Source organism: Streptomyces zaehneri (genome assembly GCF_032248645.1).
In the GTDB taxonomy this organism is placed as follows: Bacteria; Actinomycetota; Actinomycetes; order Streptomycetales; family Streptomycetaceae; genus Streptomyces; species Streptomyces coriariae.
Window position 1 is genome coordinate 336,764 of record NZ_JASTTJ010000004.1, and the last position, 20,008, is coordinate 356,771.

The 20,008-nt window shown below is 73.4% G+C and carries 17 protein-coding genes and 3 pseudogenes; 13 read left to right on the forward strand and 7 right to left on the reverse strand.

The genetic code is table 11. The features are described 5' to 3' along the window. Nucleotides 1-3: 3 nt before the first annotated feature. The 3 genes from QQM72_RS09760 (at nucleotide 4) to QQM72_RS09770 (ending at nucleotide 3,201) form a co-directional block, all read left to right on the forward strand. Nucleotides 4-1,029 (forward strand): FecCD family ABC transporter permease, encoded by a 1,026-nt coding sequence (locus tag QQM72_RS09760; protein WP_314220401.1) that lies wholly within the window; start codon nucleotides 4-6, stop codon nucleotides 1,027-1,029. 176 nt (nucleotides 1,030-1,205) lie between these two features. Beyond that, on the forward strand, nucleotides 1,206-2,201 hold the full coding sequence (locus QQM72_RS09765; protein WP_314220485.1) for a FecCD family ABC transporter permease: 996 nt from the start codon (nucleotides 1,206-1,208) through the stop codon (nucleotides 2,199-2,201). Nucleotides 2,202-2,205: 4 nt separating this feature from the next. Then, the gene (locus QQM72_RS09770; RefSeq protein WP_314220402.1) at nucleotides 2,206-3,201 is read left to right on the forward strand and encodes an ABC transporter ATP-binding protein; all 996 of its coding nucleotides are present in this window, start codon (nucleotides 2,206-2,208) and stop codon (nucleotides 3,199-3,201) included. A gap of 150 nt (nucleotides 3,202-3,351) precedes the next feature. Here the strand turns inward: QQM72_RS09770 and QQM72_RS09775 are convergent, their stop codons facing one another. Further along, nucleotides 3,352-4,305, reverse strand: coding sequence for a methionyl-tRNA formyltransferase (locus QQM72_RS09775; RefSeq protein WP_314220403.1), 954 nt, complete (start codon nucleotides 4,303-4,305; stop codon nucleotides 3,352-3,354). A 96-nt stretch (nucleotides 4,306-4,401) separates the two neighbouring features. Here QQM72_RS09775 and QQM72_RS09780 point away from each other — a divergent pair, with 96 nt between their 5' ends. Further along, complete coding sequence (locus QQM72_RS09780) at nucleotides 4,402-5,709, forward strand: SidA/IucD/PvdA family monooxygenase (RefSeq protein WP_399076654.1); 1,308 nt, start codon at nucleotides 4,402-4,404, stop codon at nucleotides 5,707-5,709. A gap of 171 nt (nucleotides 5,710-5,880) precedes the next feature. Further along, a complete protein-coding gene (locus tag QQM72_RS09785; RefSeq protein WP_314220405.1) occupies nucleotides 5,881-6,552 on the forward strand; it encodes a formylglycine-generating enzyme family protein in 672 nt (223 codons plus the stop codon). A gap of 9 nt (nucleotides 6,553-6,561) precedes the next feature. Here QQM72_RS09785 and QQM72_RS09790 read toward each other — a convergent pair whose 3' ends face one another. Both QQM72_RS09790 and QQM72_RS09795 read right to left on the reverse strand, forming a co-directional pair. Next, entirely contained in the window at nucleotides 6,562-8,064 is a 1,503-nt protein-coding gene (locus QQM72_RS09790; RefSeq protein WP_314220406.1) for an amidohydrolase, read from the reverse strand. Nucleotides 8,065-8,182: 118 nt separating this feature from the next. Next, nucleotides 8,183-9,748: an IucA/IucC family protein gene (locus tag QQM72_RS09795; RefSeq protein ID WP_399076588.1), complete on the reverse strand. Its 1,566-nt coding sequence runs from the start codon at nucleotides 9,746-9,748 to the stop codon at nucleotides 8,183-8,185. Between the two features lie 101 nt (nucleotides 9,749-9,849). Here QQM72_RS09795 and QQM72_RS09800 point away from each other — a divergent pair, with 101 nt between their 5' ends. The 3 genes from QQM72_RS09800 to QQM72_RS09810 all read left to right on the forward strand — a co-directional run bounded on the left by QQM72_RS09800 (nucleotide 9,850) and on the right by QQM72_RS09810 (nucleotide 13,580). Next, nucleotides 9,850-11,379, forward strand: coding sequence for an IucA/IucC family protein (locus QQM72_RS09800; protein WP_314220408.1), 1,530 nt, complete (start codon nucleotides 9,850-9,852; stop codon nucleotides 11,377-11,379). A gap of 102 nt (nucleotides 11,380-11,481) precedes the next feature. After that, nucleotides 11,482-12,744: a VWA domain-containing protein gene (locus tag QQM72_RS09805; protein WP_314220409.1), complete on the forward strand. Its 1,263-nt coding sequence runs from the start codon at nucleotides 11,482-11,484 to the stop codon at nucleotides 12,742-12,744. Continuing rightward, nucleotides 12,744-13,580, forward strand: coding sequence for a hypothetical protein (locus tag QQM72_RS09810; protein ID WP_314220410.1), 837 nt, complete (start codon nucleotides 12,744-12,746; stop codon nucleotides 13,578-13,580). Before QQM72_RS09805 ends, QQM72_RS09810 begins: the two co-directional genes overlap by 1 nt. 127 nt (nucleotides 13,581-13,707) lie before the next feature. Here QQM72_RS09810 and QQM72_RS09815 read toward each other — a convergent pair whose 3' ends face one another. After that, on the reverse strand, nucleotides 13,708-14,349 hold the full coding sequence (locus QQM72_RS09815) for a winged helix-turn-helix transcriptional regulator (protein ID WP_314220411.1): 642 nt from the start codon (nucleotides 14,347-14,349) through the stop codon (nucleotides 13,708-13,710). 85 nt (nucleotides 14,350-14,434) lie between these two features. On the opposite strand from QQM72_RS09815, the gene QQM72_RS09820 reads away from it, so the two are divergent. The 4 genes from QQM72_RS09820 to QQM72_RS09835 all read left to right on the forward strand — a co-directional run bounded on the left by QQM72_RS09820 (nucleotide 14,435) and on the right by QQM72_RS09835 (nucleotide 17,596). Continuing rightward, nucleotides 14,435-15,643 (forward strand): pyridoxal phosphate-dependent aminotransferase, encoded by a 1,209-nt coding sequence (locus tag QQM72_RS09820; protein ID WP_314220412.1) that lies wholly within the window; start codon nucleotides 14,435-14,437, stop codon nucleotides 15,641-15,643. Between the two features lie 150 nt (nucleotides 15,644-15,793). Further along, nucleotides 15,794-16,393, forward strand: coding sequence for a histidine phosphatase family protein (locus tag QQM72_RS09825; RefSeq protein WP_314220413.1), 600 nt, complete (start codon nucleotides 15,794-15,796; stop codon nucleotides 16,391-16,393). A 49-nt stretch (nucleotides 16,394-16,442) separates the two neighbouring features. Further along, nucleotides 16,443-17,114, forward strand: coding sequence for a hypothetical protein (locus QQM72_RS09830; RefSeq protein WP_314220414.1), 672 nt, complete (start codon nucleotides 16,443-16,445; stop codon nucleotides 17,112-17,114). A 59-nt stretch (nucleotides 17,115-17,173) separates the two neighbouring features. After that, a complete protein-coding gene (locus QQM72_RS09835) occupies nucleotides 17,174-17,596 on the forward strand; it encodes an acyl-CoA thioesterase (RefSeq protein ID WP_314220415.1) in 423 nt (140 codons plus the stop codon). 1 nt (nucleotide 17,597) lies between these two features. Here QQM72_RS09835 and QQM72_RS09840 read toward each other — a convergent pair. Next, nucleotides 17,598-17,744: pseudogene (locus tag QQM72_RS09840) on the reverse strand (winged helix-turn-helix transcriptional regulator); the annotation flags it as partial. On the opposite strand from QQM72_RS09840, the pseudogene QQM72_RS09845 reads away from it, so the two are divergent. After that, nucleotides 17,740-17,961, forward strand: a pseudogene (locus QQM72_RS09845) (MFS transporter); the annotation flags it as partial. The pseudogenes QQM72_RS09840 and QQM72_RS09845 overlap by 5 nt on opposite strands. 1 nt (nucleotide 17,962) lies before the next feature. Here the strand turns inward: QQM72_RS09845 and QQM72_RS09850 are convergent. Then, nucleotides 17,963-18,199, reverse strand: a pseudogene (locus QQM72_RS09850) (solute carrier family 23 protein); the annotation flags it as partial. Between the two features lie 288 nt (nucleotides 18,200-18,487). Continuing rightward, a complete protein-coding gene (locus QQM72_RS09855) occupies nucleotides 18,488-19,867 on the reverse strand; it encodes an 8-oxoguanine deaminase (RefSeq protein WP_314220416.1) in 1,380 nt (459 codons plus the stop codon). Nucleotides 19,868-20,008 lie beyond the last annotated feature (141 nt).

Here is a 20,008-nt window from a genome sequence, read left to right on the forward strand (position 1 = left end):
CACGTGGCTTCAGGCAGAAGGCTTCGCACCGCGGTGCTGGTGACATGCGTCGTCGCCCTCCTCATTGCCCTGTCCCTGCTGTCCGTGGCACTGGGCGCGCTGAACGTCCCGCTCGACCAGGTGGTCCGCGCGGTCCTGGGCCGTCCGCCCAGCCGCCTCGTCGACAACGTCGTCTGGTCGGTGCGGGTCCCCCGCACCCTGCTGGGCCTGACGACGGGCGCCGCGCTCGGCCTGTCCGGCGCGCTGATGCAGGCCCTCACCCGCAACCCGCTCGCGGACCCCGGCATCCTCGGCGTCAGCGCCGGGGCGTCCTTCGCGATCGTGCTGGCGGTCGCGGTGTTCGGGGTCGGATCGCTCTACGGCTACGTGTGGTTCGCGTTCGGCGGAGCGCTCGCCGCGAGCGTCCTGGTCTTCTCCCTCGGGCGGCTGGGCCGTTCCGGCGCCACGCCCGTGAAGCTGGCGCTCGCCGGGGTCGCCGTCACCTCGCTGCTGTCGTCGCTCACCAGCGCCGTGGTGCTGACCGACCAGGACGCCCTGGACCGCTACCGCTTCTGGTCGGCCGGCTCGCTGGCCGACCAGGACTCCGGCGAACTGCTGCGCATCCTGCCCTTCCTCGCCGTCGGCGCCGTCCTCGCGCTGTCCTGCGCGCCCGCCCTCAACAGCATGGCCCTCGGCGACGACGTGGCCGCCTCGCTGGGCCGGCGGCTCGGGCCGGTCCGCCTCCAGGGGGTCACCGCGGTGATGCTGCTGACCGGCGCGTCGGTCGCCGTCATCGGTCCCGTGGTCTTCCTCGGCCTGGTCGTGCCGCACATCGCGCGGGTCCTCGCCCAGTACGCCGGGATCGGCCCCGACCACCGCTGGCTGCTGCCGCTGTCCGCCGCCCTCGCGCCCGTACTGCTGCTGTCCGCCGACATCCTCGGCCGGACGCTGGCCCGGCCCACCGAGATCCAGGCCGGCGTCCTCGTCGCCTTCCTCGGCGGCCCGTTCTTCATCGCCCTGGTCCGCCGCCGCAAGCTCGCGGAGGTGTGAGCGTGCCCGCACAGCCCCCGGACACAACGCGGTCCCCGACCACAGCGCAGTCGCCCGCCCCGGCGCGGGGCCCGGCCGCACCGGCCGCACCGGCCGCAGAGGCGTCCCCCGCCGTCCCCGCGCACCCCGCGCTGCACGGCCGGCCGTTCCGGCTGGCCTTTCCCCCGGTCTCCGGCATGCTGCGCCCGCGTCTGGTGCTGACCGGCGCGCTCGTCGCCGCGGGCGCGTTCTGGCTGTTCTGCTGGGGCCTCACCCTCGGCGACTACCCCGTGCCCTTCACCGACGTCGTCAGGGCGCTCGGCGGCGCGGGCGACCCCGGCACGGTCGTCGTCGTACAGGATCTGCGGCTGCCGCGCGCGCTGACCGGACTGCTGGTCGGCATCGCGTTCGGCGTCTCGGGGGCCGTCTTCCAGACGATGACCCGCAACCCGCTGGCCAGCCCCGACATGATCGGGCTGACCGAGGGCGCCGGAACGGCCGTGGTGGCGGCCGTCGTTCTCGGCTGGACCGGCGGCCTCGGGCTGTCGACGCTGGGGCTGCTGGGCGCCCTGGCGACCGCGCTGCTCGTCTACGCGCTGGCATGGAAGGGCGGGACCACCGGGTACCGCGTCATCCTCGTCGGCATCGGCGTGTCCTGGATCTGCACCAGCGCCACCGACTTCCTCGTGGCGCGCGGCAGCCGGTTCCAGGCGCAGGAGGCCATCGGCTGGCTGGTCGGCAACCTCAACGGCCGGACCTGGGACCAGGTCGAGTCGCTGGCCCTCGCCATGGCCGTGCTGCTGCCGGTCACGCTGGCCATGGGCCGCTGGATGCGTACCCTCCAACTCGGCGACGACGTGGCCGCGGGGCTCGGCACGCCGGTCCAGCCGGTCCGCCTCGCCCTGCTGCTGGCCGGGGTGGGGCTGGTCGCCTTCGGCACGGCGGCGGCCGGTCCGGTGGCCTTCGTGGCCCTGGCCTGTCCGCAGATCGCGCAGCGGCTGGCGGGCACCGCGTCGCCGCCTCCGGTCGTCTCCGGTCTCACCGGCGCCTCGGTCGTCCTCGGCTCGGATCTCCTCGCCCGCGAGGCGATCCCCGGGACGGAACTGCCGGTCGGCATCGTCACCGGCGCCCTGGGCGCGCCGGTCCTGCTGTGGCTGCTCATCCGCGCCAACCGCGCGGGCTCTGGAGGCTGATCCCATGTCGACCACCGACCCGCGCACCCCGCGGCCGACCGAGCCGAAGACCGGCGCGGACACCCCGCGCCCGGCCGGCGCCGGCATCCCTCTCCCGGCCGGCGCCGGCGCGAGCGCCACGGGCCCGGAATCCGACCCGAGTGGCTCTCACCAGCCCTGTGCCGGACCGGAGTTGCGGGCCAGGAGCCTGCATCTCGCCTACGACGGACGGCCGGTCGTGGAGGATCTGGACCTCAGCGTGCCGACCGGCCGGATCACCGCCATCGTCGGGGCCAACGCCTGTGGCAAGTCGACCCTGTTGCGCGCGCTGGCCCGGCTGCTGACACCGCGCAGGGGCGTCGTGGAACTGGACGGCGTCGCCCTGCGGTCCGTGCCGACCCGCGAACTCGCGCGCACCCTGGGCATCCTGCCGCAGACGCCGGTGGCGCCCGAGGGGCTGACCGTCTTCGACCTGGTGGGCAGGGGCCGTTCACCGCACCAGACCTGGTGGCGGCAGTGGTCCGCGGCGGACGAGGAGGCCGTGCACGGGGCGCTGGCGGCGACCGGTCTGACCGGCCTCGCCGACCGTCCGGTCGACGAACTCTCCGGCGGCCAGCGGCAGCGCGCGTGGATCGCGATGGCGGTCGCCCAGGGCACCCCCGTCCTGCTCCTGGACGAGCCGACGACCTATCTCGACCTCGCCCACCAGATCGACGTGCTGGACCTGATCACGGACCTCAACCGGCGTGAGGGACGCACGGTGGTGATGGTCCTGCACGACCTCAACCAGGCGTGCCGGTACGCCGATCACGTCATCGCCATGAAGGCGGGCCGGATCGTCGCCGAGGGCCCGCCCGCCGAGGTGGTCACCGAGGCCACCGTCGAGGACGTCTTCGACCTGCGCTGCCGGATCACCCCCGACCCGGTCAGCGGGACCCCGCTGGTCATCCCGCTGGGCCGGCACCACCACGACGGCGAGGTCCCGGCCGAGGACGCGAGGCCTGCGGCGATCGTCGACTGATCCGGCGACCGACCCGGCGACCGACCCGGCGACGGGCCCCGCACGGCCGGGGACCCGTCCGGTTCAGCCGTTCGCCCTCCCGTTTCCCGGTGCGGTTCCGGTTCAGGTCTTCAGGCCCTCAGGTCTTCAGGGCCTCAGGGCCTCAGGGCCTCAGGGCCGGGACGTCAGGTACCCGCCCATGGTGCGGAACCAGTCGGTGGCCGCGTACTCGGTGCCGTCGTCGGTGCGCACCCGCCGCACCAGGAGACCCCGGCAGCGACCCGACCAGGACTCGGCGCCCGCCACCACGACGACGCCGTCCCCCTCCCGGATGAAGATCCGGCCCGGCGTGCCCCCGTAGCACCCCTGCGACACGGCCGCCGAGACGATCCTCAGCCGCTGACCCCGGTGGTAGGCGTACGCGTTCGGGTACGGGTCCGACTGGGCCCGCACGAGCCGTTCCAGCCGCTGCGCGGGCCAGCTCCAGTCGATCCGGCTGTCCTGCGCCGACCGCTTGTGGAAGAAGCTGGCCCGGGCACGGTCCTGCGGCACCCACTGGCCGGCGTCGCGGCCGGAGGCGATCAGGTCGAGCGACTCCCGCACGAGGGGCGCGATGAGGTCGACGGTCCGGTGGAACAGGTCGGTCGCCGTGTCGGTGGGGCCCACCGGCACCGAACGCTGCACCAGGACGTCCCCGGCGTCGAGTTCGGTGTTCATCCGGTGCGCGGTCACGCCGACGCGCTCCTCCCCGTTGAGCAGCGCCCAGATGATCGGCGAGAAGCCCGCGTACGAGGGCAGCAGCGAGTCGTGGATGTTGAGGGTGCCGTGCGGCGGCAGGTCGAACAGCTCGGGGGGCAGCCAGGTCCGCCAGTTGTTGGCGACGATGATGTCCGGCCGGGCGTCCGCCACCGCTGCCAGGAGGTCGGCGTCGTCGGGACGGCTGCGCAGCAGGACGGGGACGTCGTTCTTCTCCGCGAGTTCGGCGACGTTGTCGTCCCATATCTTCTCGTAGGCGTGCTCGCTCTTCGGATGGGTGACGACGAGGACGACCTCGTGGTCGGAGTCGAGCAGCGCCTGAAGCGTGCGGTGACCCCAGGTCTGGTAGCCGAGCATGACGACCCGCATGACGTCCTTCCCTTCAACGACTCATTGCAAGGTAAGCCTTACCTTATCTAGCATGGGCCTGCCTGAGGAGGCGATGCCAAGGTGAAGTCACCGCTCATGGGTACCGGCGTCATCCACGACGTCATCGGAATCGGATTCGGTCCATCAAATCTCGCTCTGTCCATAGCGGTCGAGGAGCACAACACCGGCCTTCCGGCAGACCGCCGCCTCAACGCCCTGTTCCTGGAGCGCCAGCCGCGCTTCGGCTGGCACCGCGGCATGCTCATCGACGACGCCACCATGCAGGTGTCCTTCCTCAAGGACCTTGTCACCCTGCGCAATCCGACCAGCGACTACAGCTTCCTCTGCTTCCTGCGCGAACGGGGCAGACTGATCGACTTCCTGAACCAGAAGACCCTCTTCCCGCTGCGGATGGAGTTCCACGAGTACTTCGAGTGGGCCGCCGCCCGCGTCTCCCACCTGGTCTCGTACGGCAGCGAGGTGGTCTGCGTCGACCCGGTGCGCGACGAGGACGGCGAGGTGGCCTTCTTCGACGTCACCTGCCGTGACAGCGCGGGTTCCGGCGGGTCCGTGACCCGCCGGACCCGCAACGTCAGCGTGGCCATGGGTCTGGAGCCGCATGTGCCGCCGGGTCTGGAACTCGCCGAACGCGTATGGCACAACAGCGAGTTGATACCGCGCGCCACGCGACTGGGCGAGGCGGGCGCACCGGTACGGCGGGCCGTCGTGCTCGGCGCCGGCCAGAGCGCCGCCGAGGCCGTGGACTACCTGCACCGCACCTTCCCCGAGGCCGAGGTGTGCTCGGTCTTCGCCAAGTACGGCTACACCCCGGCCGACGACAGCCCGTTCGCGAACCGCATCTTCGACCCGGAGGCGGTCGACGTCTACTTCTCGGCGCCCTCCGAGGTCAAGCAGTCGCTGATCGACTACCACCGCTCCACCAACTACTCCGTGGTCGACATGGAGTTGATCGAGGCCCTGTACGCCACCTCGTACCGGGAGAAGGTGGCGGGCCGGGAGCGGCTGCGCTTCCTCAACGTCTCGCGGGTCCGCGCCGTCGACCCCGGTGCGGACGGCGGTCTCGAGGTCGCCGTGGAGTTCCTGCCCACCGGTGAGCGGCAGGTGCTCACCGCCGACGTGCTGGTGCTCGCCACGGGTTACCGGCCGCGCGATCCGGCGTCGCTGCTCGGCGGCGCGGCCAAGCTCTGCCTCCGCGACGACGGGGACGCGGTCCGCGTGGGCCGGGACCACCGGGTGGAGACCGTGCCGGAGGTGACGGCCGGTCTCTATCTCCAGGGCGGAACCGAGCACACCCACGGGCTGACCAGCACCCTGCTGTCGACCGTCGCCGTCCGGGCGGAGGAGATCCACCGCTCCGTACTGGCCGGCCGGCCGGCGGCCTGACCCACCCGGGCTCCCCGGGCCCGGAGGGTACGGTCCCTTCCGGGCCCGGGGCCCGCCGGGGTTGCCGTGCCCCTGATCCGGTTCGGGGCGCTCGGCGCAGGGTGTCGTCCCGGTCGGCCTGATGCGGCTCTGCCGTTTCGCTCCGGCCGGGCTCGTTAGGATCTCCTGATCATGGACGTGATGACGGGAAACGAGATGATCGCCGTCCCGCCGGGGCAGGTGACACTGTCGGACCGGCGGACGCGGCGCAGTTGGCCGGTCGAGCTCGCGCCCTACGAGCTCGCGGCCGTCCCGGTCACCCAGGCGTTGTACGCGCGGATCACAGGCCGGCGGCCGAGCACCGCCCACGGGGACCGGCTGCCCGTCGAGAGCGTCTCCTGGTGGGACGCGGTGAGGTTCTGCAACTCCCTTTCCCTGCGCGAAGGGTTCACGCCCGCGTACCACTTCCGCGCCGACGACGAGGGCATCGAGTGGGTGGCGTCCGCCGACGGGTACCGGCTGCCGACCGAAGCCGAATGGGAGCACGCCTGCCGCGCCGGTACGACCGGACCGCGGTACGCGCCGCTCGACGAGATCGCCTGGTACCGCGGCAACTCGCACGAGCGCGTCCACGCCGTGGGCGGCAGACGCCCCAACCCATGGGGACTTCACGACATGCTCGGCAACGTCTGGGACTGGTGCTGGGACGTCTACGACGCCGAGGTCTACGGCACCTACCGGGTGCTCCGCGGCGGTGGCTGGTTCGACGCGCACTGGAGTTGCCGGGCCTCCGCGCGACGCCGCAGCCACCCGGCCTTCCAGGTCGACGACGTGGGCTTCCGCATCGCGCGCTCCCTCAGGTGACGACCGGTCTCAGTACGGTCCATGGGTCCAGCGGCCGTCCGTCATCGTGGCGTGCACGGGCATCGTGCGCAGGGCGTCCGGGCCGGCCCCCGACGGGTCCACGTCGACGACCACCAGGTCGGCCGGGTCGCCGACCCGGATGAGCCGGCGTCCGCGGGCCGCCGCGACCAGCGCGTCCTGGACGGACAGGCGCTGCTCCGGATGCCAGGCGGGGCGTTCGTCGTAGGTCCGGCCCACGGCCGACGCGATGGCGAGCCACGGGTCGAGAGCCGAGACGGGGGCGTCGGACCCGAACTCCAGCCGCGCCCCGGCGGCGAGCAGGTCGGCGTAGGCGAAGGCGCGTCCGGTGCGTCCGGCCCAGTGCCGGTCCGCCACGTCACGGTCGTCCGTCGCGTGCCGGGGCTGCGCCCCCGCCGTGACGCCCAGGGCGGCGAACCTCGGGAGGTCCTCGGGGCTCAGCAGCTGCGCGTGTTCGATCCGGCCCCGGCAGCGCACCGCCTCGAAGGCGTCCAGGGCCAGCGTGTTGGCGTGGTCGCCGATGGCGTGCACCGCGGGTTGGACGCCGTGCGCCGCGGCCCGCCGCATGAGCCGCACCAGCTCGTGGGGTGACGTCTCCTCGATGCCGTGGGAACCGTCCGTGCCCTCCAGCCCCGGATAGGGATCGCGGCACAGCGCGGTACGGGTGTTGAGCGAGCCGTCGGTGAAGAGCTTCAGCGGGCCCACCCGTACCAGGCCGCCGGGCGCGCCGGCCTCGTCCCCCGTGCGCAGCCCACGCCCGACGGCCGCGTCCAGGCGGCTCGGGTAGATCGCGGCCGACACCCGCACGGCCGGCCGGCCCGCGGCCGAACGCCGCTCCCAGTCCGCGACCGTGTCGCCGAACTGGAAGTCGATGACACCGGTGACCCCGCGTGCGGCGGCGGCCTCGCAGGCGTCCGCGATCCAGCCGTCGATCACCGCGGCCGGCGGCTTGGGGAGCGCGGACAGGACCTCGTGGCACTCGGTCTCCCTGACCAGGCCGGTGGGGTGGTCGCCCCGGCCGACGAGGGCGAGAGCGGCCGAGTTCAGCCACGCGGCGTGCAGGTCGGCGCTGACCAGGGCGACCGGCCGGTCGGGCAGGACCGCGTCGAGGAGCCGCTTGTGCGGGGCGTCGGGCCACAGCCCGTCCCGGAACCCGTATCCGAAGAGCACCGTGCCGTCGGGCGCCGCGGCGCCGCGTTCCCGGACCAGGTCGGCCACCGCCCGCGCGGAGGCGGTTCCGGCGAGGTCCAGGCGGTGCCGGGCGCTCGCCCACTCCGCCATGTGCACGTGGGCGTCCCACAGGCCCGGCAGCAGCACCCGTCCGTCCAGGTCGACGACCCGCCCGTCGTCGGCCTCCCCCGCCCGCCCGCCGGTCTCGGCCTCCGCGACGACATGCGTGACCTGGCCGTCCGCGATCCGCAGCCGGGCGAGCGGCCCGCCGGCGCCGAGCCGCACCCGGGCGAGCGTCAGCACGGCGCCTGCGTGGTCCGCCATAGGAGCCTCCTCCGCGACGGGCGTCTCTCGACGCCCCCGGAACCCGCCAACCAGAGCCCCGCCAACTAAAGTTAGGCTTACCTTATCCAATGATCGCGCATTCGTCCCCCGTCCGACCTCACCGAAGGAGCGGGTTGTGCAGCGGCAGATAGCGGGCGTCGGCGCCGTCCGCGCCCGTCCAGCGCAGCAGCAGGTTCGTCTTGCCGGGCAGGGTGGGCGCGGTCAGCAGGGCGGCGGCCTCGGGAAGGCGGTGGCGGCCCAGTTCACGGCGTACGGCGGGCCAGGGGTCGAAGCCCGGGCGGCCTTCGGCGAGCGCCGCCGCGACCTCCCACAGATGGTTCACCACCAGGCAGTACACCAGCCGCTCCCAGCCGGCCGCCCGTTCCACGTCCGGCAGCAGTTTCACGCCCTCGGCGTCCCGGAACAGGGCCTGCACGGGGGTGCCGTCGGCGTCCACGGCGATGAGCGTGTTCTGCAGATGCGCCTCGAGGACGACACCGTGGTCGGCGAAGGCCGTCAGCGCCGGGGGGACGACGACGCCGAGATAGGCCTCCCACCAGGCGGCCGGGTCCGCCGCGGCGGCCGGCGGGCTGCCGTCGAAGCCCTCCACGAGTCCCGCGGCGAGCAGCGGGGTCGCGCCGGGCGGCAGAGCGTCCGCCAGCCCGTCGCGGACCAGGACCGCGAGCGCCTCGAAGGCGAAGCCGGCGGTGCGGTAGCCGCGGTCGCTCAGCCAGACCGCCGGGGCCGGGCCGCGCGCCGCGGACCCGCCGCCCGCCGCGAAGGCCCGGACCACCGCCTCGTCGGTCCGGCGCAGTCTCAGCAGGTCGTGCCGCCACAACCGGCGGACGTCGTTGGTGATGCGGACGTCGAGACTGAACTTCAGACAGAGGTCCCGCTCGGGTGCGTAGACCGTCCGCACGGCGGCCGTCGGCCAGGCCTCGAAGTCGGTCGCGCCGAGCCGGACCAGGCGGCCGTCGGCGAAGGCCGGCGCGAGCTCCCGGCCGGCCAGCTCGAGCTGCCAGGGGTGGGCGGGCAGCAGCCGGTAGCCGGGCGGGGCGGTGCCGAGGGCGTCCAGCGCGGTGGTGTCGCCCTCCTCGACGACCGCGTCCTCGCGCAGCCCCAGCAGGACCAGCGGAAAGCGGGCGTGCGCCTCCGGGGCGTACGGCAGCCAGCCGGCCGGCGGACCGCCGCCGCGCGCCTTGGGGGCGGGGTGGTGGGGGTGGCCGGTGAGGAGCGACTGCTCGGAGCGCAGATAGCCGCCGGGCGGCGGGGTGGCACGCGCGCGTGCGGTGAGCATCGCGGCGACCACGTCCCTGCTGTCGGTCATCTCGGCGGGCAGCTCGTGGTTGTCCAGCCCGGTGTGCCCGCGCAGCACCTCGGCGACCAGGCCGACGAGCGCGGCGTGGCCGAGGCGGTGCCAGGCGCCCGCCGTGTACACCTCGGGGTCGGCGGGCCGCCGGGCGCCGCGCACGCGCAGCAGCCGGGCGGCGCCGGGCGACCCGCCGCCGGGCAGCCGGTACACGAACCGGCCGTCGCCGCCCGGCGGGCCGGGCAGCGGTTCGGCCACCTCCCGCAGCAGACAGTTGAGCAGCGGCGCCGCCGCGTGGGCGTCGGCGCGCTCGGCGACGCCGTCGGCGGACGGCGCGGCCTCGGCGGGCGGGGGGATGAGGTCCACGCGATCCACTGGTTCCCTGGTTCCCTACGGTTCTTCCGGGCGGAGACGATCATTATCGCGTCGTCACAGCCCCTCCGTGACGTCGTACCCGCACCCTCAGGAGCCCACCCGTGCACCGTCCCCCCACCGCCGAGGCCGAGCTGGCCACGGAACTGGCCGCCGTACGCCCCGCTCTCGGCCCGCGGTACACGGCCGCGCTGCCCGGGGCCAGGGCGGCCGTGCTGACCCGGCTGTGGCGGGCACTCGTCCACGAACCCCTGCCGTGGATCGCGCGCCGGGAGGAGTCCGGCGGGGAGAGCCTGCTGCGGCTGCGCGACGGCCGCCGTCTGCACGGCCCGCGCGCGGATCCGTACGCGACGGCCGCCTATGTGACGGACGTGCGGCTGGACGGCGTGGCGTACGACGATCCCGCGCGCCTGACGACGGATCTCGCGGTGCCGCACGGGACGGGCTTCGCCGCCGAACTCGGCCACAGCGTCGCGTCGTTGGCGTTGTCGCGAGCCGGGCAGGAGCCCCCCGGCCTCGCCTGGCCGAAGGATCCGGGCGAGTGGCCGGTGCACGACTGGGAGTGGGAGCAGCGGGTGGTCGACGGGCATCCCTACCATCCCAACTGCCGTGCGCGGCCCGGTTTCTCGGTGGCCGAGCAACTGGCGTACGCGCCCGAGCACCGGCCCTCCGTGCGGCTGGGGCTGGTGCCGGTACCGGCCGACGAGTGCCTGGTGTCGGGCGAGTGGCCACGGGAGTTGCGGGACGGGTCGCGACTGGTGATCCCGGTGCATCCGTGGCAGGCGGCGCACGTGCTCAAGCGGTCCTGCGAACAGGAGGCCACCGCGCATCCGCTGATGTCGTTGCGCACCCTCGCCCTCTTTGACGGCCCGCACGTCAAGACCGCGCTGAGTACCCGCCTGACCTCCTCCGTACGGGACATCTCCGTCGGCTCCATCGCCGCCTCCGCGGCTCTCTCGGCGTTCGCGCAGACCCTGACTCCGTACACGGACGGCCTGCTGCACATGACCCGCACCCTCGGCGCGGCCGCCGCGAACTCCCCCGATCTGGCTGCCGTGTTCCGGGAGTCGCCGAGCGTGTTCGGGGCGCCCGGCGAACACGTCGTCCCGGTCGCCGCCCTGGCCGGCACCGAACTTCCCTCCTCCCCGGCCTGGCTGGCGGAGTTCGCCCGTCTCGCGCTCACCGTCGGGCTGCGACTGCTGGAGCTGGGCGTGGCGTTGGAGGCGCACGGCCAGAACCTGCTGGTCGTGCTGTCCGCGTCGGGCGCCCCGCTGCGGCTGGTCTACCGCGACCTGGCCGACATCCGGGTCAGTCCGGTCCGGCTGGCCCGGCACGGCATCCCGTTGCCGGACGAACTGCCCGAACGGATCCGCACGGACGACGTGAGCGCGCTGCGGCGCAAGCTGTTCGGCTCCCTGGTCGCGGGCGCGCTGGCCGGGACGGCGGGCAGCCGCCCGGTCCTGCGGGCGGCGCTGGAGACGGCCGTCCGGGATCTCCCGCGTTCGCCGGACCTCGTGGCGTTGTGCGAGGAACCGCTTCCGGCCAAGGCGCTGACGCTGATGCGGCTGTCGGCGGGGGCGCCCGGGGACCGGTGGGCCCTGTTGCCCAACCCGCTGAGCGGGGAGGCACGTTGACCGGGTGACGAGCACCGGCCGGGGACGAGGACCGGCCCGGACGCCGAAACCGGTTCCCCCGCCGTTTTGTGGCCGGACGCCTCTGATCAATAGGATCCGCCGATGATCAGAACACAACGGCTGGCGGCGGGCGTCTGCGCCCTGCTCGCCGCGCTCACGGCGGGGATCGCGTTCCCGGCCGGGGCGGTCGCCGACGAGACCACCGCCACCGCGCCCAAGGTCGACCTGGTCCTCGACGTCAGCGGTTCGATGCGGACGAAGGACATGGACGGCGGGACGCGGATGGCCGCGGCCAAGCAGGCGTTCAACGAGGTGCTGGACGCGACCCCGGAGAACGTTCTCCTGGGCATCCGCACCCTGGGCGCCAACTACCCGGGCGACGACCAGAAAACGGGCTGCAAGGACACCGCGCAGCTCTACCCGGTCGGGCCGCTGGACCGGACCGAGGCCAAGACCGCGGTGGCGACCCTGTCGCCGACCGGCTGGACGCCGATAGGCCCGGCCCTGCTGAAGGCCGCCGGCGACCTGGACGGCGGCACCGGCTCCAAGCGCATCGTGCTGATCAGCGACGGCGAGGACACCTGCGCTCCGCTCGACCCGTGCGAGGTGGCCCGTGAGATCGCGGCGAAGGGCATCGGCCTGACGATCGACACCCTCGGCCTGGTGCCCAACGTCAAGATGCGTCAGCAGCTCAGCTGCATCGCGGAGGCGACCGGCGGTACCTACACCTCGGTGGAGCACACCGACGAACTCACCGACCGGGTCAACCAGTTGGTCGACCGGGCCGCCGACCCCGTGGTGACGCCGGTCGCCACCGAAGGCGCTGCCTCCTGCTCCGCGGCCCCGGCCCTGAAGTCCGGGCTGTACACCGACCGCGAGGAGTTCGGCCAGGAGCGCTGGTACAAGGTCGACGTCGAGCCGGGCCAGGAGCTGCGCGCCTCGGTGAGCGTGTCGGCGGACCGGGCCATGAACCCCGACTACGGGGTGCTGCTGCGGGCGGTCACGGTGCACGGCCGGGAGATCGTGCGCGGCGAGGCGGCCGGCAACGGCCGTACCGACGTCATCTCGACCGGTCTGCGCTACCCGAAGGCGGAGAGCGACGAGGACGAGGCGCCCGCCGAGACGGTGTGCGTGGCTGTCACCAACTCCTACTCGGCGGCCTCGGGGGTGAAGACCACGCCGGGCATGCCGCTGGAGCTGACCGTGGACGTGGTCGACGGGCCGTCGCAGGCGAGCGACGTTGCCTCCTTCGGCCTCGGCCGCGGCTGGTGGCTGCTGGGTGTCCTGGTGCTGTTCGGCTTCCTCGCGGGTGTGCTGTGGGGCTGGGTGTCCCGCTGGCGGGTCGCGGTCTGGAGGACCAACTGATGCGTATCACACGTGTGTTGAGCGGCGCCCTGTTGGCGCTGGGACCGGTGCTCGGGCTGGCGCTCGGACCGGCGGCCGCACCGGCCGCGGCCGACTCCACCCCGTCGGCGAGCCCGTCCGACGACGGCTCCACGCCGACCGAGGCGGGCACGTCGTTCCGTACGGCGACGGAGATCGACCAGGGGCAGACGGCGACGGCGAGCGGGTCGGCGGGCGACTACCTCTACTGGTCGTTCCCGGCGGACTCCGGGCAGCGCCCCACCGTCAGGGCGACGGTGAAGCTGCCTCAGGCCCACACCACGCAGACCTGGCAGGTCGACGTGTACGACGGTCTGCGGCGCCGTCAGGCCTGCCAGTACGGCGCCCAGACGCGCACCGCCGGCCAGGGCACGGCCTCGGTGGAGCTGGCCTGTGTGCTGCGCACGGTCCGCGCCTGGTCGGAGCCGTGGGCCGACGACCCGCTGCCGGGCACGTACTACGTCCGGCTGACGGCCCTCGACCTGAAGGCGGCCGACCTGGGCCTGCCGGTCAGCACGGAACTGCGGGTGGACTCCAAGGACATCGGGGGCGCCGCGGCCGTCGACGGCTCGCTGGCGAAGCCGCTGGTTCCGGGCATCGCCGTCACCTCACAGGCGCAGGAGGACGATGCCGGCGACTCGTCGGCCACGGCCGTGCTGTCGAGCATCGAGCCGGACGACGGCTGGGCGTCCGGCTGGTGGTCCGACCGCTGGGTGTGGACCGCGATCGGCGCGGTGCTGGCCGCTCTCGCCGGGATCGGCGGATACACGCTGACCCGGGGGTCGGGACGGCCACGGCACGTACCGCCGGGCGCCTGAGCCCTGCTTGACGTCTCATCGGACGTCATCCGCCTGACGCTTCACCAGAAGGCCTGCCGCGGTTCCGTGGCGGGCCTTCCGTCATGCGCTGCGCCCCCGCCCGCGACGCCCTCCGCGGCGTCCGCCCTCAGGCCTCCCGCAGCGCTTTGGCCAGGGTGCCGTCGCCACCGACCTCGATCCGTCCGGCCCGCACGGCGTCGAGCACGCCCAACTCGCCCTGGGCGACGGCCGTGCAGGTGTCCGTTTCGAGGACGAGTCGCGCGTCGGGCCCCCCCGGCGCGGGCCCGTCGCCGTACACCGGCCCGTCCTGCGCGCCGACGTCCAGGTGGAAGATCCCTTCGTCGAGCCGGACTTCGACGAGCCCCGCGCTCCCGGACACCTCGCCGTCGAGCCTGCGCAGCAGCGGCAGCGCGAACCAGTGCGCGCGGAGGGCGTCGGTGGCCCGCCGCGCGCCGAGTTCGCCTTCACCCCACTCACCCAGGGCCTGCAGGACGGGCAGCAGCCCCCGGCCGCGTCCGGTGAGTTCGTACACGTAGGCCGCGCCCGGCGGGGGCAGCCGGCGTCGGGTGGTGAGCCCGTCGCGCTCCATGTCCTTCAGCCGTGAGGCGAGCACGTCCGTGCTCACCCCCGGCAGATCGGCGTGCAGGTCCGTGTAACGGCGCGGGCCGGCGAGCAGCTCCCGGACGATCAGCAAGGTCCAGCGGTCGCCGACGGTGTCGAGCGCACGGGCGGCGGAACAGTACTGGTCGTAGCTTCGGCGAGGTGACATGGGACGCAGTCTAGACATGTCGTTGGACTTTCCAAGCTGGAACTTGGTAAAACCAAGCAACACACAACCGGAGGGGCGAGCGCGCATGGAGTTCCGGCAGTCGAACAAGCTGAGCGAGGTCTGTTACGAGATCCGCGGCCCGGTGATCGAGCAGGCCGACGCGCTGGAGGCGGCGGGCCACAGCGTGCTGCGCCTGAACACCGGCAACCCCGCGGCCTTCGGCTTCGAGGCGCCGGAGGAGATCCTCCAGGACATGATCCGGATGCTCCCCCGGGCACACGGCTACACGGACTCGCGGGGCGTCCTCTCCGCCCGCCGCGCCGTGGCCCAGCGCTACCAGGAGCGGGGCCTGGAGGTCGGCGTCGACGACGTCTTCCTCGGCAACGGCGTGTCGGAGCTGGTCTCGATGGCCGTACAGGCCCTGGTCGAGGACGGCGACGAGGTCCTGATCCCGGCCCCCGACTTCCCCCTCTGGACGGCGGTCACCACCCTCGCGGGCGGCAAGGCGGTCCACTACCTCTGCGACGAGCAGGCCGAGTGGTACCCGGACCTGGACGACATGGCGTCCAAGATCACCGACCGCACCAAGGCCGTCGTCATCATCAACCCCAACAACCCCACCGGCGCGGTCTACCCGAAGGAGATCATCGAGGGCATCCTCGACCTGGCCCGCCGGCACGGCCTGATGGTCTTCGCCGACGAGATCTACGACCAGATCCTCTACGACGACGCCGTCCACCACTCGGCCGCCGCGCTCGCGCCCGACCTGGTGGTCCTGACCTTCTGCGGCCTGTCCAAGACGTACCGGGTCGCGGGTTTCCGCTCGGGCTGGCTCGTGGTGACCGGTCCCAGGCAGCACGCCAAGGACTACCTGGAGGGGCTCACCATGCTGGCCTCCATGCGCCTGTGCGCCAACGCGCCCGCCCAGTACGCCATCCAGGCGGCGCTCGGCGGCCGCCAGTCCATCCACGAGCTGACGGTGCCGGGCGGCAGGCTCTACGACCAGCGCGTCACGGCCTGGGAGAAGCTCAACGAGATCCCCGGCGTCTCCTGCGTCAAGCCCAAGGGCGCGCTGTACGCGTTCCCGCGCATCGACCCCAAGGTGCACCCGATCCACGACGACGAGAAGTTCGTCCTGGACCTCCTGCTGAGGGAGAAGATCCAGGTCGTCCAGGGCACCGGTTTCAACTGGCCGGCCCCCGACCACTTCCGCATCCTGACCCTCCCGCACGCGGACGACCTGGAGGCGGCGATCGGCCGGATCGGGCGGTTCCTGAGCGGTTACCGGCAGTAGAGGCGGGGCGGTGGGCCCGGCCGGACCCTTTGCCTGACGGAGTTCCCCGGACCGGCGCTTCCTCCCCGCACGCCGCCCGATCGCTGACGTGCGCACGCCCAGGTCCTGTGTCACGGTGCTCGCAGGCACGGCAGGAAGGGGCACGCGCGCGTGGGTGACCTGTTTCTCGTGCGGCACGGGGAGACCGAGTGGTCACGCTCGGGCCGGCACACCGGATCGACGGACGTCCCGCTCACCGAGCGCGGCCGGGACGAGGCACGACGGCTGGTGCCGCTGATCCGCGCGCAGCGGATCGGGGCCGTGTTCGTCAGCCCGGCGCGGCGCGCGCGGGAGACGGCGGAGCTGATCGGACTGCACGACGTCCGGGTCGACGCCGGTCTGCGGGAGTGGGACTACGGCGGCTACGAGGGCGTCACCACGGCCGAGATCCAGCGGACGCGACCGGACTGGTTCCTGTTCACGGACGGGGTCCCGCCCGGCCCGCCGGACCGTCCCGGGGAGACGCCCGAGCAGGTCGGCGAGCGGGCCGACCGGGTGCTGGCCCAGGTGGACGCGGCGCACACCGACGCCGGGGAGGGCGTAATGCTGGTGGCGCACGGGCACTTCCTGCGGGTGCTGACCGCCCGTCGGCTCGGACTGCCGGCGTCGGCCGGAGCGCTGTTCCGGCTGACGACGGGGACGCTGTGCCGACTGGGCACGGAACACGGGCGGCCGGTGATCGACGGCTGGAATGTCAGACCCGGGCCGTAGCCTTCGACCAGGCCCCCGCCGGAGGGGCGGCACTCGAGGGGAGCACGCCGTGACACGACCGCCGACCGCCGCCCAGCGGCGCGTGATCGACGCCGCCGACCCGGTCACCGGGCGGCTGCGGGGCACCGAGACCCAGCTGGCGGCGCTGGTACGGCACGGGCTCGCCTTCCGCCACCCCCGCCCGCCGCACGACCACTTCCTGACACCGGCGGGGCACCGGACACGCGAGGAGATCCCCGCCCCCGACACCGCACCGGCGACCGCCCCGGAAGCCGCCGCACGGGTCGGTCCCGAGCCACCGACGGCGGACACCGGCGTCTTCGCCGCGCGCGTCGGCGGCGAGGAGGGCATCGGTCCGGCCCCCGCTCCCGCCCGGGCCCGCGAGGTGCACAGCGCCTGGCAGGGCCTGCTCGAGCTGCGCCGGATGACCAACCCGGACGCAGGCACGGACCGGCCGTGCGGCTGGGAGCGCACCCACCTCGTGCGGGCCGCCGCGCTGGCCCTGGAGGCGGCCGGCCACCGCCCCGCCGGGCCGCGGGGCACCGACGGCTACCGGGTGCGGGCGACCCCGCAGCCGGAGGCGGTCGCCGTGCACGGACCGGACGACACGACACTGCGGGACTGCGCGGCCACCCTGGAGAAGGCGGGGTGGCAGGCCGGCGAGCACACCGATCCCCGCACCCGAGCGCGCTATCTGCTGGCCTCCCCACGCCGGGTGTGAGGTACATGCCAAGATCGACGGGCAGGGCACCGACATCGAGAAAGCGAGAAGGGGACACCGTGAGCGAGCCGTTCTCCGTCCGGATCACCGTACGCGGATACGAGACCGACGTGCAGGGGCACCTCAACCAGAGCGTGTACATCAACTACGCGGAGCACGCCCGCTGGTCACTGCTCCAGGCCGCGGGCATCACCCAGGCCGGCCTGCTCGCCAAGGGGGTGGGTCCGGTCGCCCTGGAGACGACCATCCGCTACCGGCGGGAACTGCTGGCAGGCGACGAGGTCGACGTGACCTGCGTCTTCGAGTGGGGCGGCGGCAAGACGTTCCGGATCCGTCAGACCATCAGCAAGGCGGACGGCACGGTGTCCGCCCAGCTCACCTCGGTCGGCGGACTGCTGGACCTCGAGGAACGCCGGATGGTGGCCGACCCGACGGCCTACTTCAAGGAACTGGCGACGGATCCCGGCCTGTTCGGGCTGTAGCTCACACCGGCTCCGTCTCCCGCTCGGTGTCGTAGGCCGCCCGCGCCTCGGCGATATAGACCCTGTCGCGCTCGGCCCAGTTCGTCAGGCGTTGCAGGGTCTCGTGCAACTCCTGCGCCACCGGGGTCAGTTCGTACTCGACCAAGGGCGCCGACTACCCGGGCGCGGCCCTGGTCACGAGCGCGCTCATGCTGACCGTGTACGTCATCGTCGGCGCCGGCGGCCGCGACGGCACCGCGACCGCGCTCCTGGCCCTGCTCGCCGCGGCCCTCTTCACGGGGTTCGTCCTGCGCCAGGCCCGGACCGCGCGCCCGCTGCTGCGCCTGCGGCTGTTCGGCTCCCGGCTGCTCAGCGGGGCGAACGCCTCGCCGTCATGGGCGCGACCCCGGCGAAGGTGACGCCGTTGACGAAGGGAAGGCGGGCGCCGATCTTCCAGACGCCGAGGGTCTGCAGGAAGGTGGCGAGGCCGGCCGTGACCAGGCAGGCGCCGGCGAGGAAGGTGAGTTCGGTGCCGGTGAGGCCTGCGGCCGCGCCGACGATCAGGGGCGGGGCGACGACTCCCGCGTACATGGCGGCCACGTGCTGGAGGCCGCTCGTCGCCATTCTCAGTGCGGGGAGTTTCTCGTCGACGGGGTGGTCGACTGCATGCGGGGACACGGCGGCTCTCCTCCGGTCGGGTACACGTCGGCTCTGACGCGGGTGTCAGGGAGGTGGTGCGGCGGTGCGGAAGTACCCGGAAGTCGGGGGTACTCGGAAACGGGGAGCGTGGGGAACCGTTCCGGGGCACGCGCGTTCCACGCGCGCCCCGGCCACGGCTACCGGTCGAGGGCCGTCCCCCTCGACCGGAGTTCAGTGCCCGCAGGGACGAAGTACCTCAAGGAGCAAGCGGGTTCAGCCCTGTGCGGCGATGCGTGCCAGGCGCTGCGCCTCTTCCCGCGTCGAGCGGGCGATCGCGTCCTCGTCGGCGTGCAACAGGCGTCCGTCCTCGACGATCTGACGGCCGTTCACGAAGGAGGCGGTGACGGGGGCGGCCGCGCCGAAGACCAGGGCGGTCACCGGGTCGGCGATGGAGGCGTGGGCGAGGGTGTCCATCTTCCACAGCACCAGGTCGGCCAGCTTGCCCGGCTCCAGCGAGCCGATCTGCGAGGCGCGGCCCAGGACCCGGGCGCCGCCGTGGGTGCCGAGGCGCAGTGCCTGCCGGGCGTTCAGGGCGGCCTCGCGGTGGGCGCCGAGGCGGTTGATGAGCAGGGCGTTGCGCAGCTCGGTGTGGAGTTCGCCGGACTCGTTGGACGCCGTGCCGTCGACGCCGAGGCCGACCGGGACGCCGGCCTTCAGCATGTCGGGGACCCGGGCGATGCCGGCCGCCAGCCGGGCGTTGGACGACGGGCAGTGGGCGACACCCGTCCCCGTCCGGGCGAAGGCGTCGATGTCGGAGTCGTTCATGTGGACGCAGTGGGCCATCCACACGTCCTCGCCGAGCCAGCCGGTGGACTCGAAGTAGTCGGTCGGGCCCATGCCGAACAGCTCGTGGCAGAACTTCTCCTCCTCGACCGTCTCCGAGCCGTGGGTGTGCAGACGCACGCCGAGGCGGCGGGCCAAGTCGGCTCCCTGCCGCATCAGTTCGGTGGAGACGGAGAAGGGCGAGCAGGGGGCGACGGCGACCTGGGTCATCGCGTCGAAGGAGGCGTCATGGTGCAGCCGGACGGTCTCCTCGGTGGCGGCGAGGGCGCCCTCCAGGGTCTCGACGGCGAAGTCCGGGGGCAGCCCGCCGTCCTTCTCGCTGCGGTCCATGGAACCGCGGGCGAGGGTGAAGCGGACGCCCATGTCGCGGGCGGCGCCGATGATCGCGCCGGACAGGTCGCCGGAGCCCTTCGGGAAGACGTAGTGGTGGTCCATGGCGGTGGTGACGCCGCCGCGGGCCATCATCGCCAGGGAGCCCTGGGCGGCCGCGCGGACCATCTGCTCGTCGATGCGCGCCCAGGTGGGGTAGAGGGCGACGAGCCAGTCGAAGAGGTTGTGGTCGGTGGCCAGGCCCCGGGTGATCCACTGGTAGAAGTGGTGGTGGGTGTTGACCAGGCCCGGGGTGACCAGGTGCCCGGTGGCGTCGATGCGGCGCTCGACGTTCTCCAGGCCGTCCGGGGCCCGGCCCGCGCCGAGCGACTCGATCCGGTTGCCGGCGAGAACGACGTGCCCGTTCGCGTACTCGGTGTCCTGAGCGTCGACGGTCGCGATCGAACAGTTCTCGATGACGGTGCGCCGGTCTGCTGCCATGGTGTCGTCCTTTTCACTCAGTGGACTCTGGTGGAGAGGGCACGGCAGGACCCTGGGAGTTTGAGTGCCGTGGCCGGTGAGGCGCGGGCTCACCGGCCACGGGTGCCGAAAAGGGGGCGGTTCAGAGGGGGCGGGGGGGGC

What these genes read in the sequence shown, in the direction of transcription:
- QQM72_RS09765 (WP_314220485.1), top strand. Translation starts at nt 1,206, where the DNA reads ATGCTGCGCCCGCGTCTGGTGCTGACCGGCGCGCTCGTCGCCGCGGGC.
- QQM72_RS09770 (WP_314220402.1), top strand. Translation starts at nt 2,206, where the DNA reads ATGTCGACCACCGACCCGCGCACCCCGCGGCCGACCGAGCCGAAGACC.
- QQM72_RS09775 (WP_314220403.1), bottom strand. Translation starts at nt 4,305, where the DNA reads ATGCGGGTCGTCATGCTCGGCTACCAGACCTGGGGTCACCGCACGCTT.
- QQM72_RS09780 (WP_399076654.1), top strand. Translation starts at nt 4,402, where the DNA reads ATGGGTACCGGCGTCATCCACGACGTCATCGGAATCGGATTCGGTCCA.
- QQM72_RS09785 (WP_314220405.1), top strand. Translation starts at nt 5,881, where the DNA reads ATGGACGTGATGACGGGAAACGAGATGATCGCCGTCCCGCCGGGGCAG.
- QQM72_RS09790 (WP_314220406.1), bottom strand. Translation starts at nt 8,064, where the DNA reads ATGGCGGACCACGCAGGCGCCGTGCTGACGCTCGCCCGGGTGCGGCTC.
- QQM72_RS09805 (WP_314220409.1), top strand. Translation starts at nt 11,482, where the DNA reads ATGATCAGAACACAACGGCTGGCGGCGGGCGTCTGCGCCCTGCTCGCC.
- QQM72_RS09810 (WP_314220410.1), top strand. Translation starts at nt 12,744, where the DNA reads ATGCGTATCACACGTGTGTTGAGCGGCGCCCTGTTGGCGCTGGGACCG.
- QQM72_RS09815 (WP_314220411.1), bottom strand. Translation starts at nt 14,349, where the DNA reads ATGTCACCTCGCCGAAGCTACGACCAGTACTGTTCCGCCGCCCGTGCG.
- QQM72_RS09820 (WP_314220412.1), top strand. Translation starts at nt 14,435, where the DNA reads ATGGAGTTCCGGCAGTCGAACAAGCTGAGCGAGGTCTGTTACGAGATC.
- QQM72_RS09855 (WP_314220416.1), bottom strand. Translation starts at nt 19,867, where the DNA reads ATGGCAGCAGACCGGCGCACCGTCATCGAGAACTGTTCGATCGCGACC.